Source organism: Syntrophorhabdaceae bacterium (assembly GCA_036504895.1).
In the GTDB taxonomy this organism is placed as follows: Bacteria; Desulfobacterota; Syntrophorhabdia; order Syntrophorhabdales; family Syntrophorhabdaceae; genus PNOM01.
In genome coordinates, this window is record DASXUJ010000018.1 from 1 (window position 1) to 9,992 (window position 9,992).

A 9,992-nucleotide genomic window follows, 5' to 3' on the forward strand; every position below is an offset into this window, starting at 1 on the left:
GGATTTATACCTGTTCTGAAAGAGATGGCCTGAACGGGTATGACGCCTGTTAAAAGAGACGGCATAGCCGGTGAGGAGTCTCTGCATCACACGACTTACCGGCATTATACCGGTTTTCAGGAGCAGGTGAAAATGATTGGGAATAAGAGCCCAGGCATAGCATGAGGCAGCTGTTTCCGAGAGAATATGAGAAAGTCGATCAATGAAACGGTTCCGGTCAATATCGTCCTCAAAGATGGCTCCCCGCTCTATGCCCCTCACGATGATATGATGAAGGGCGCCTTCCGCGTCAATGCGTGATCTTCTGGGCATGGATGAAATATATCATAGGAGAGGGAGGAGGGAAAGTGAAAAAGTAAAGGGCGTCCCCATCGGGCCCCCAAAAGTAAAGGGCGTCCCCCTCGATACCCTGATTTTGCTTGAATTTTGTTGACATTGTTGTGGCACAATACCAGAATAGACCTAGATCATAGTATCCAAACAAACTCATGCGGGGACGGAGGCGCTATAAATTGGCTCTGGTGTCCCCAGCGGCAAGACGGTTGATGACATGGGGGGCGATAATGACATTAGAAGAGTACCGCGCAAGAATGCAGGAACTCACGCCAGGGGAATTTCAGAAGTTCAACGAGGATTTCGGTGGCGGACCGGAGTCTGTGGAACAACGTGTCAGGGAGTTTGTAGATGAGCCCAAATATGAGCGCCGCATCTGCCAGTTGTTGTCCTTAGAAACTGAGGCTGAGAAAGTGACTGCGGCAGTGCTGAAGTCTGCCGATGCCGCTGGACAATCGGCTGCATGTGCAAGACTTTCCATGAGGTGGTCAATCATTTCGTGCATAGCCGCCATTGCGGCTGTGACTGTGGCAGTTATCGGGTTGTTCTTGAAGAGGTAATTGGTCGTGAGTAGGTTGGAGAGCCAAGACATGAAGCTTACAATCAAACCTACAGCAAATTTGGGCATTGAGCTTTCGTTGTATGAAGGCAAAGCTCCAGAATCCCTAAAACCAGCAGCAGATGCAGATCAGAAACATCCACGTAAATATTATGTCTATGCGCATTTGGATAGTTCTGGACAAGTCTTTTACGTAGGCAAAGGGATAGGGAGAAGGGCCTGGTCCACTGATCGCCACCCACTGTGGTCTAGATACGTCGAGAAGCACCTTAAGAGTGAGTATCAGGTCAAGATACTCCATGACAATCTATCCGCCGTGGAGGTAGAGGATATTGAGGAAGCTTGGATAGCTCAATATTCAGACACAATCGTCAATTGGTTCAATATGGGCCGTGAGACTGACTTTGAGGCTCTCGACAGACGCAACAGCTTGCGTGCTGAAACCCTCTCACTCATTCAACGAGCGAAAGACTTTGAAAGATGTGATTTAGAGAAAGCAGCCTCGATATACAATCAGGCTATTGAATCTATACGTGTCTACGCGTTTATATCCTATGAGAAGGGACTTGTCGGTCAACTACTTGAAGAGGAGGCTGATGAGTTAGGGGTACAAGGTGAGGTCAATGCGCTTGACCGACTCACAATGTGCCTTATTAAGCTGGGGAAATTTCAAGAAGCGGCGAGACAAGTAGAAGATTACTTTTCAAGATACAGACGAGACCTACATTCTGGCGCAGCCGCGCGAATAATAAGACGAGTCAACAAGGCAGTTACACGCACACAAAAGCACGTACCGATCAACGCGGGCGGCGATGACCCATAAAGGACCTAACATGAAATATTTGTGCAGGAACTGTAACTTTCTGGCCAAGGAATATCATGAGCCAAATACCGGCAGAAACCTCTCTTTCTCCCTTTCGCAATCCGATAGAGAAAAAGCGGTCAGTGGACAGTTTGGCTTTATCGAAGAAGTATTCAGTCTGAACTGCCGGATGGGAGTCTGGGACGAAGGCGCAGGCGCAGACAAAGACCACAGACTTCAGCGGGTGAATATAACCGACAGGAAAGACAAGTGCTTCTTTTTCCCCTACGATCCTGGTATGTTATTCGATGCAGCCAAAGAACTCCAAAGAAGAGATCAGGAGAACAGGCAACTAAAGAGAACAAATTGGCACACCCTCATTGGGCTTTGGATAGCGGCTTTAGCATTACTCCTAAACGCAGCGCTTGGGATAATTCGCCTCCTGAAATAAACAGTGATCTTCCCCCTCCCTTTTGCCATTACACTCGAATCCCCTTATCTCAAAGAATTGACCAAGGGTATCCTTTCGAAAGAGTACGCTACGCCTGCAAATTGCTCCGTGGTGAACGGCGTTCCTATTGACAATAACTCAGGGGCGACAAGAACGGCTATCCTCATTTAAGGATAGTTTCATTGTAACCTAATTCAGAATGGTTTTTTTTAAGCAGCAACGAAGATTGCAGTAAAATAGGATTGCCGGTAAGCAGGTGCAACCCGCGTCGTAGCAGCCGTATTCTTTTCCAGGTTGAGGCGGCAAGAAGGAGCCGACGCAGGCGTATTTCTAATACGTCAAGGAGAGCGACGACGCGGCCAACGAAGAGATGGGGAAGAAGACGGCTGCTACGACGCGGGTTCGCGTTTGGTTAGGATGGCTATGCCCCTCGCCACATACAGCGCACCCGCCACAATAGTCACCGCTGCGGTCAAATAAAACAAGTAATCCCCGTAGGTCATCTCCTCCGACCACAGCACATAGACCACGGTGAGGATCTGGAGCATGGTGCTTGATTTGCCGTATATGGACGGGATGAGGCGGACTTTTCCGAACATGCGGTAGAGGATGAGGAAGCCGGTTGCCGTGACCACGTCCTTGATCAATACCACCAGGGTAATCCACATGGGCATGATGCCGTTGAGAAAGAGCACCACATATGCGGAGACCAGCATTGCCTTGTCGGCGATGGGATCGAGGAAGGCGCCCAGCGGCGTTTTCAGGTTCAGGATCCTCGCGAGAAGGCCGTCCAGAAGGTCGCTGACGCCTTGAATGACAAAAAGAAGGAGGGCGAGCCGCAGTCTCCCCTGATTCACCGCCATCACGAAGAAAATGGTGAGGAAAAGACGGAAAATGGAGAGGATATTAGGAATATTCATTTTTCCACGTAAAGGTTCCTGAAGGCGGCGCATTCGCCGAGAAAGGCGAGCCTCACTGTATCCGTCGGCCCGTTTCTTTGCTTTCCCACTATGATTTCCGCGACCCCCTTATTGCCGTCATCCGCATTTTTATTATACACTTCGTCCCGGTAAATAAATATGATAACGTCCGCGTCCTGCTCTATGGCGCCCGATTCACGGAGGTCGGAAAGCCTCGGCCTTCTATCCTCCCTCGACTCGACCATCCGGTTGAGCTGGGATATGGCGATAACGGGAATATTAAGTTCTTTTGCGAGGCCTTTCAAGGACCGGGAGATCTCCGATATCTCCTGCTCCCTCCGGTCCGTGGAATTTCGCCCCCGCATCAGCTGGAGGTAATCGATGATGATAAGGGAGAGGCCGTGCTCCTTCTTGAGCCGTCTCGCCCTGGCCCGAAGCTCGAGGACGCTCAACCCCGGTGAATCATCGATGAAGATGGAGGAATCGCACAATTTGCCGGCGGCCCGGGCAAGGGCTTGCCAGTCGGCCCCGGAAAGGGCCCCGGTGCGAAGCCTCGATTGGCCCACCTGCGACTCCGAGCTTAAGAGCCTTGTTACGAGCTGCTCTTTCGACATTTCAAGCGAGAAGATGCCGACCGGGCTGGCGCCGCCTTCCAGATCACCGACGTATTGGGCGATATTCATGCAAAAGGCCGTCTTTCCCATACTGGGACGTCCTGCGACCACGATAAGGTCCGAAGGCTGGAGCCCGCTTGTCAGGCCATCGAGGTCCTTATAGCCGGTGGGCACCCCTATGACCGACTGCTTGCTCTGGGAGAGCTTCTCGATGGTCTTTACATTTTCTTTAACGATGTCCCTTACCGAGATGAACGAAGGCTTCAGCTTGCTCTCCGAAACCTGAAAGATCATCTTTTCGGCTTCGTCGATGTAGCTCTCCGCGCTCATTTCGGCGTCATGCCCTTTTTCTATGATCTCGGTAGCCACATTCATCAGCTTCCTGAGAAGGGCCTTTTCCCGGACCATTTTCGCGTACTGGGCAATATTTGCCGCACTCGGCATGAGATCGACGAGGGTGTTGAGGTAGGTGATCCCGCCTATCCGTTCGATGATGCCTTTGTCTTTGCCGGCGCTGCTGACCGTGAGGAGGTCTATGGGCTCATTCCTGTCGTAGAGGTCGAGTATGACCTCATATATGTGAGAATGAGCCTCCCGGTAAAAGTCGTCGGGGCCTACTATGTCGGCTACTTTGTTTATAGCCTCCGCATCGATAAGCAGCCCTCCCAAGAGAGACTGTTCTGCCTCTAGGTTTTGAGGCGGAATTCTCAGACTCGTCTCCTGGGTACGCTTCAATGCTTTAGCCATGTATTATACGTTCGCTTCTACCTCGATCTTCACTTCGGCGTTGACTGCCTGTCCCAGATGTACTTCAACGGTGAAGGCGCCGGTCATTTTGATCGGCTCGCTGATCTTCACCTGTTTTCTGTCGATGGCCAGGCCGACCACGGTCTTTATCTCTTCCGCGATCTCTTTATGGGTTACGGAGCCGAAGAGCTTTCCGTCGAGGCCGACTTTCTTCTTTATATGGAGAGTGACCTCCTCGAGGCGCGCCTTGATCTCTGCGGCGGTCTTGAGCTCCTTCGCTTTCCTGTTGGCGACGGTCTTCACCATATGCTCAAGCTTCGCCACATTTCCTTCCACGGCGGGCAGGGCAAGTCCTTTGGGGATAAGGAAATTCCTTCCGTATCCGTCCTTGACCTCCACGACTTCACCTCTTTTTCCGGTACCTTTAAGATCTTCTACAAGTATAACCTTCATGTTCGTTCCTCGCTATTTCGAAAGTGTGGTGAAAGGAAGGAACGCGATATGGCGCGCCATCATGATCGCCTCTTTCAGCTTTCTCTGGTGGTTGGCGCAGGTGCCGGTCATCCTTCTCGGCATGATCTTTCCCCGTTCCGTGATGAAGTGCCTGAGCAGCTTCGGGTCTTTGTAATCGATTTCGAGATTTTGATCCTGGCAGAACCTGCATACCCTCTTTCGTACGTACACTCTTTTCTTTCCATCATGCGGCCGTGTTCTTGTTACTGGTTTTGGCATCTAATCCTCCATCCGTATAATTTTATGAGCCTTGAGCCTCAAGGTCTCAACTCTATCCTTTGGCTTCGTCAACGTGCCGGACACCATCACCGTCGCCCCCGTCATCCCCGCGAGGTCGCTTGTGCCCTGCCGGTCCAGATAGATTACGTCGATCGCGAACCCGTCTTCTTCAATCCACAGCGGAAAGGTGAGGATCCTGCCTCCCTTTGGTGTATACGCCACCTCCGGCCTGGTCTTCAGCCTCCCCGTGAGGAAGACTTTGTTCACGACACGTCGCCCTCCCCGTCATCGAAGATCACCTGGTCGGGCGCCTTCTCCGGGACCTTCTTCGCTTCGTCGATCACGACGAACATGTGGCGGAGGATACCGTCCACCGTCCGGTAGAATTTGCCGAGTCCCGCAACCTTCTGTTCGGGCATATCGAGAAGGTAAAAGAAATAATGGCCTCTATCCTTCTTCTTGATAGGATAGGCCAGTTTCCTTACGCCCCAGTCGTCCAATTTCGCGACCGTTGCGCTCGCCTTCTCCATATTCGTCGTAATCCTCTTGAGGAGCTCGTCCTCCTCCTCTTTGGAAAAGTCAGGGTTAATAACGATTATGTTCTCATACCTTGCCACTTTTTATTCTCCTTTCCCTACAGACATAACTATAGAGCTTTTCAGTACTTTTACCCTAATTTTCTCGGCAATCTCCAATGTGACCGCATCATTGGCGATACCGGTTATTTTACCATACATACCGCCTGATGTGACAACTTCATCACCCTTCTTCAGGTTTTCGAGAAATGCCTTCTGCTGCTTCGCCTTTTTCTGCTGAGGTCGTATAAGCAGAAAATAGAAGACCACGAAGAGAAGAATGAGAGGCAAAAAGGCCATCAGCTGACTGCTGCTGCCGCCTTGTCCCGCTCCGCCGCCTAAATTACCCATTGCATGCGCGATATTCATCCTGTACGTCACCTCCCTCCCATTTGTTTTTGAAATCATGATAAAAGGAATCGAACCGTTTTTCCCGGATCGCTTCCCGTATCTTTCGTACGAGTCCGATATAATAATATATGTTGTGAAGAGTGTTTAGGTAATACCCCGTGAGCTCGTGGGATATAAAAAGATGTCTCAAATAGGCCCTCGAAAAGGTCCTGCACGTATAGCAGTCGCACTCCCGGTCGAGAGGCTTGGCGTCTCTCGTGTAGCGTGCATGCTTTATATTGATCCTTCCTGCTGAAGTGAAGAGGCTTCCGTTCCTCGCATGGCGGGTCGGGATCACGCAATCGAACATATCGATGCCTTTTTTCACCCCTTCCACGATATCCTCCGGAAACCCGAGGCCCATCATGTATCTCGGCTTTTCGTGAGGGAGATAAGGCGTCACGGCGTCCACCATATCCCACATGAGAGATTTCGGCTCTCCCACGCTTAAGCCCCCGACCGCATACCCGTCGAAATCCATATCTACGAGGTCACGGGCGGACTTCACCCTTAAGGCGTCATAGAACCCGCCCTGGATGATCCCGAATAGAAGGGAATCCTTTTTTCCTTTCGCCTCTTTGCACCGTAATGCCCAGCGGGAGGTAAGCTCCATGGAGGAGCTGGTATATTCGAAGGATGAAGGGTAGGGGGCGCATTCATCGAAGCACATGCATATGTCGGCCCCGATATTTTCCTGGATTTCTATTGCCCGTTCAGGGGAGAGGAAATGCTTCGAGCCGTCGATGTGAGATTGGAACATCACCCCGTCTTCTTTTATCTCTCTCAGTACCCCGAGACTGAATATCTGATAGCCGCCGCTATCGGTGAGCACGGAGCCGTCCCAGCCGCTGAATTGGTGAATGCCTCCGAAATCCTTGATGAGGCTGTCGCCGGGTCTGAGATAAAGGTGGTAGGCGTTGGCGAGAATGATTTTCACGCCCATTTCTTTCAGGTCTCTATGAGTAGCGGCCTTCACGGAGCCCTGCGTGCCGACGGGCATAAAGACAGGCGTCTCCACGTCGCCGTGGGCGGTCTTCACCACGCCGAGCCTCGCATCTCCGTCATGAGCCAGAATTTCCATGATCTTCATAGTATCAGCATTGCATCCCCGTAACTGTAAAACCTGTACCCCTGCTCTATCGCGTCCGCATAGGCACGCTTAAGGGCATCCCTGCCCGCGAATGCCGCTGCCAGAAGGAGAGGTGTGGACCTGGGCAGATGAAAATTCGTGATCATTCCATCCACTGCCTTGAAAGAGAACCCGGGATAGATAAAGAGGTCCGTGTATCCTGTCGAAGGCATATCTCCCTTTCGCGAGAACAGGGTCTCCACCGTCCTCACGGCGCTCGTCCCGCACGCGATTATTCGCCTTCCCTGTTCCTTTGCGAGAAGAAGGGCGGCGCGAGTCCCGGGAGAAAAAGAATAATACTCCCTGTGCATGGAATGGTCTTCCACCTTTTCCGCTTTGATAAGGGAGAAGGTGCCTATTCCCACATGGAGCGTTATTTTTACTATATGGACACCCTTGCTTTCAAGCTTTTCAAGGAGGTCCTCCGTAAAATGAAAACCCGCCGTCGGTGCGGCGATCGACCCTACGGGGTCCGCATATACCGTCTGATACCTGGTGAAATCTTCAGGCTCCTGGGCTCCCTTCCTTTTGATATAGCCGGGAAGGGGCATGACCCCGCATTTATTTATAATGTCGAAGCTGTCGCCGTCATAAAGGAATTCTATCTCCCAGGCGCCTTTCTCTTCATCCCTGAGAAGGTCTGCATACCAGGAGCCGACGGAAACACGCTGCTGCCTCACACCCCTTTTTGCACCCTGCGCAAGGCAGCCCCAGCGGCGAGGTGACTTTCTCTCCACCAGGAGCACATCGACCGCTCCTCCCGTCTCCTTCACGGCCTTTAACCGCGCCGGAAAGACTTTGCTGTCATTGAGCACCAGGACGTCTCCCCCGGCAAAGTAATCCGCAATCCCGGAGAACTTTCTGTGTTCCACTTCGCCTTCCTTCCTGTGAAGGACGAGAAGGCGGGACGATGCCCTTTCTTTTTCGGGATGCTGGGCGATCAACTCCTTGGGTAACAAATAATCAAAGTCATCAATCCTTAAGCTCATAAAAACAAGTTTACTTTATAACAGATTATAAAAATATAAGCAAATCAAATCAGTTATATGGAAATGAGGCGATTGAGAGGGTACAGAAAAACAAACCTGCGGCCTCCTGCCCGGGCTTCGAAATTTGCAGAGGGCGGACAAAAGAGGCTCTGCCCGCGGGACTTTTTTTATGGTTTAGGAGAATTCCCGTCATCTCACCGGGACGGAGCGCTCCGGCGCAAAGCGGTAAAAAAGCACCCTCCTCCGTGAAACCGTACCCAAAAATAGGCTAAAAATGAAATGGTCCTCAAGCCTGAATCGACCGGTCAAACCGCTCGTACCGCATAAACAGGACATTTATTTGTTGATTATAATGCGATGTTATTATTACGTATTTGGGATATAAGAAAGTTTGTGAAAAAAAAACCTTTACTTATTCAGTATATTGACGAAAATTATATAGGCGCAATCTATGCTTACAGCCAACATGAAAGAAGATCTCCTCAGTAAAGCGACGGCGTTAAAGGTGATACCCACGGTCAGCAATGTGATCGACCGGGTGTTGGGAATTATTGCCAATGACGACTCTTCCTTTAACGACCTTGCGGACGTGATCAAATATGATCAGGCGATCTCCTCAAAGATCATCAGCATCGCCAATTCCGCCTATTACAGTCGGGGTGTCCATGTCTTCAGCCTTCAGAGGGCTATGATCACTATCGGATTTGAAGAAGTAAAGAAGATCGTCACGTGCCTCGTCTTCATGAACGATATATTGAAAATGCTGAAGCTGAAACCGGAGGACCTGATCGATCTGTGGAAGCATTCCGCCCTCGTGGCGTGCGCCGCCCGGGTCCTTTCGAAAAAGATGCTTATAGAAGACCCCCAAAAGATCTTTACCATCGCCCTGCTCCATGATATCGGAAAGACGATACTCTATATGAGCGTGGACCATTACCACGCAATGATCAAAGAATCACGAACCAAAGGTAAGCCGCTCGAGGCGATGGAAAAGGAGAAGTTCGGCATAGACCACCAGGAAATCGGCTATGCAATCGGTGTAAAGTGGCGTTTTCCGGAAGAGTTCCTCCACGCAATCCGCTATCATCACGATCCCAGGATCAGAGACCGGCACGACGGCATCGTGAAATTAGTGCGGGCGGCCGACAGCTTTGCCGGCTCCACGAATAAAGATCTCGGTCCCGAGGGGTACATATTGCTCAATGAGAAGGATGGGATAATGAGGGAGATGCAAAAAATAATCGAATTTTTGCATATAGGTTAGCCATGCGCCAGGACGATCTGAGATCCGAATCAATAAGTTTTCAATGGGATTTTTACGAAAGGGCTATCAACAACTATTCCATTATCATGAGGATGTTGAGCTGTTTCGAGGAGGAAGATAGCCTCATAAGCAGAATCCCGAAGGTCTTTGTCGAAGAGTCGCTCTTCGACATGTGCAAGATTTTCAAAGATGAATCGGGGCAGGAAAAAGAGGGCTTCTTCAGCATAGAAGACTCTCTCAACGACATATCCCTGGAATCGATACGGACTTTAAACGGCGGGGCGGTCTCCGCCTCCCTCGTCAACGATGCCTTCGGCTATCACACCCTTTACCTCTACCCTCTAAAAAAGGATGTCGAGGTGATAGGCTTTCTTATATTAGGGAAGAAATTTACGGTCGAGCTCGATCAGCGCTTTTTGCGGGAGCTTGAGATCGTGTGCAGCATCTACAACAAGGCGCTTCTCCTCCACTTCAACCTCCGCAAGCA

At 50.8% G+C, this 9,992-nt stretch carries 15 protein-coding genes; 5 read left to right on the plus strand and 10 right to left on the minus strand.

The annotated features are described in order from the left end of the window. On the minus strand, positions 1-312 hold a 312-nt coding region (locus VGJ94_02190), incomplete at its 3' end, for a transposase (protein ID HEY3275403.1). Positions 313-563: 251 nt separating this feature from the next. Here VGJ94_02190 and VGJ94_02195 point away from each other — a divergent pair. The 3 genes from VGJ94_02195 to VGJ94_02205 are packed head-to-tail and all read left to right on the plus strand — an operon-like array spanning position 564 to position 2,145. After that, positions 564-893 carry a hypothetical protein gene (locus VGJ94_02195; protein ID HEY3275404.1) on the plus strand — a complete coding sequence of 110 codons (330 nt, stop codon included), beginning with the start codon at positions 564-566 and terminating at the stop codon, positions 891-893. 30 nt (positions 894-923) lie between these two features. Beyond that, on the plus strand, positions 924-1,715 hold the full coding sequence (locus VGJ94_02200) for a hypothetical protein (GenBank protein ID HEY3275405.1): 792 nt from the start codon (positions 924-926) through the stop codon (positions 1,713-1,715). Then, positions 1,705-2,145: a hypothetical protein gene (locus VGJ94_02205; protein HEY3275406.1), complete on the plus strand. Its 441-nt coding sequence runs from the start codon at positions 1,705-1,707 to the stop codon at positions 2,143-2,145. The genes VGJ94_02200 and VGJ94_02205 overlap by 11 nt, the downstream gene beginning before the upstream one ends. Before the next feature lie 389 nt (positions 2,146-2,534). On the opposite strand, the gene VGJ94_02210 is transcribed toward VGJ94_02205, so the two are convergent. The 9 genes from VGJ94_02210 to queA are packed head-to-tail and all read right to left on the minus strand — an operon-like array spanning position 2,535 to position 8,241. Continuing rightward, entirely contained in the window at positions 2,535-3,065 is a 531-nt protein-coding gene (locus VGJ94_02210) for a CDP-alcohol phosphatidyltransferase family protein (protein ID HEY3275407.1), read from the minus strand. Then, positions 3,062-4,426: a replicative DNA helicase gene (gene dnaB, locus VGJ94_02215; GenBank protein ID HEY3275408.1), complete on the minus strand. Its 1,365-nt coding sequence runs from the start codon at positions 4,424-4,426 to the stop codon at positions 3,062-3,064. The genes VGJ94_02210 and dnaB overlap by 4 nt, the downstream gene beginning before the upstream one ends. A gap of 3 nt (positions 4,427-4,429) precedes the next feature. Continuing rightward, positions 4,430-4,879 (minus strand): 50S ribosomal protein L9, encoded by a 450-nt coding sequence (gene rplI, locus VGJ94_02220; protein HEY3275409.1) that lies wholly within the window; start codon positions 4,877-4,879, stop codon positions 4,430-4,432. Positions 4,880-4,891: 12 nt separating this feature from the next. Continuing rightward, on the minus strand, positions 4,892-5,158 hold the full coding sequence (gene rpsR, locus VGJ94_02225; protein HEY3275410.1) for a 30S ribosomal protein S18: 267 nt from the start codon (positions 5,156-5,158) through the stop codon (positions 4,892-4,894). After that, positions 5,159-5,425 carry a hypothetical protein gene (locus VGJ94_02230; protein ID HEY3275411.1) on the minus strand — a complete coding sequence of 89 codons (267 nt, stop codon included), beginning with the start codon at positions 5,423-5,425 and terminating at the stop codon, positions 5,159-5,161. Continuing rightward, a complete protein-coding gene (gene rpsF / locus VGJ94_02235; protein HEY3275412.1) occupies positions 5,422-5,775 on the minus strand; it encodes a 30S ribosomal protein S6 in 354 nt (117 codons plus the stop codon). The genes VGJ94_02230 and rpsF overlap by 4 nt, the downstream gene beginning before the upstream one ends. Positions 5,776-5,778: 3 nt before the next feature. Next, positions 5,779-6,102 (minus strand): preprotein translocase subunit YajC, encoded by a 324-nt coding sequence (yajC, locus tag VGJ94_02240; protein HEY3275413.1) that lies wholly within the window; start codon positions 6,100-6,102, stop codon positions 5,779-5,781. Continuing rightward, complete coding sequence (gene tgt / locus VGJ94_02245; GenBank protein HEY3275414.1) at positions 6,077-7,213, minus strand: tRNA guanosine(34) transglycosylase Tgt; 1,137 nt, start codon at positions 7,211-7,213, stop codon at positions 6,077-6,079. The genes yajC and tgt overlap by 26 nt, the downstream gene beginning before the upstream one ends. Continuing rightward, positions 7,210-8,241, minus strand: coding sequence for a tRNA preQ1(34) S-adenosylmethionine ribosyltransferase-isomerase QueA (queA, locus tag VGJ94_02250; GenBank protein HEY3275415.1), 1,032 nt, complete (start codon positions 8,239-8,241; stop codon positions 7,210-7,212). Before queA ends, tgt begins: the two co-directional genes overlap by 4 nt. Positions 8,242-8,692: 451 nt before the next feature. Between queA and VGJ94_02255 the strand changes: the two genes are divergently transcribed. After that, positions 8,693-9,505 (plus strand): HDOD domain-containing protein, encoded by an 813-nt coding sequence (locus VGJ94_02255; protein ID HEY3275416.1) that lies wholly within the window; start codon positions 8,693-8,695, stop codon positions 9,503-9,505. A 2-nt stretch (positions 9,506-9,507) separates the two neighbouring features. Beyond that, positions 9,508-9,992: hypothetical protein (locus tag VGJ94_02260; GenBank protein HEY3275417.1), on the plus strand; the 485-nt coding region annotated here is incomplete at its 3' end.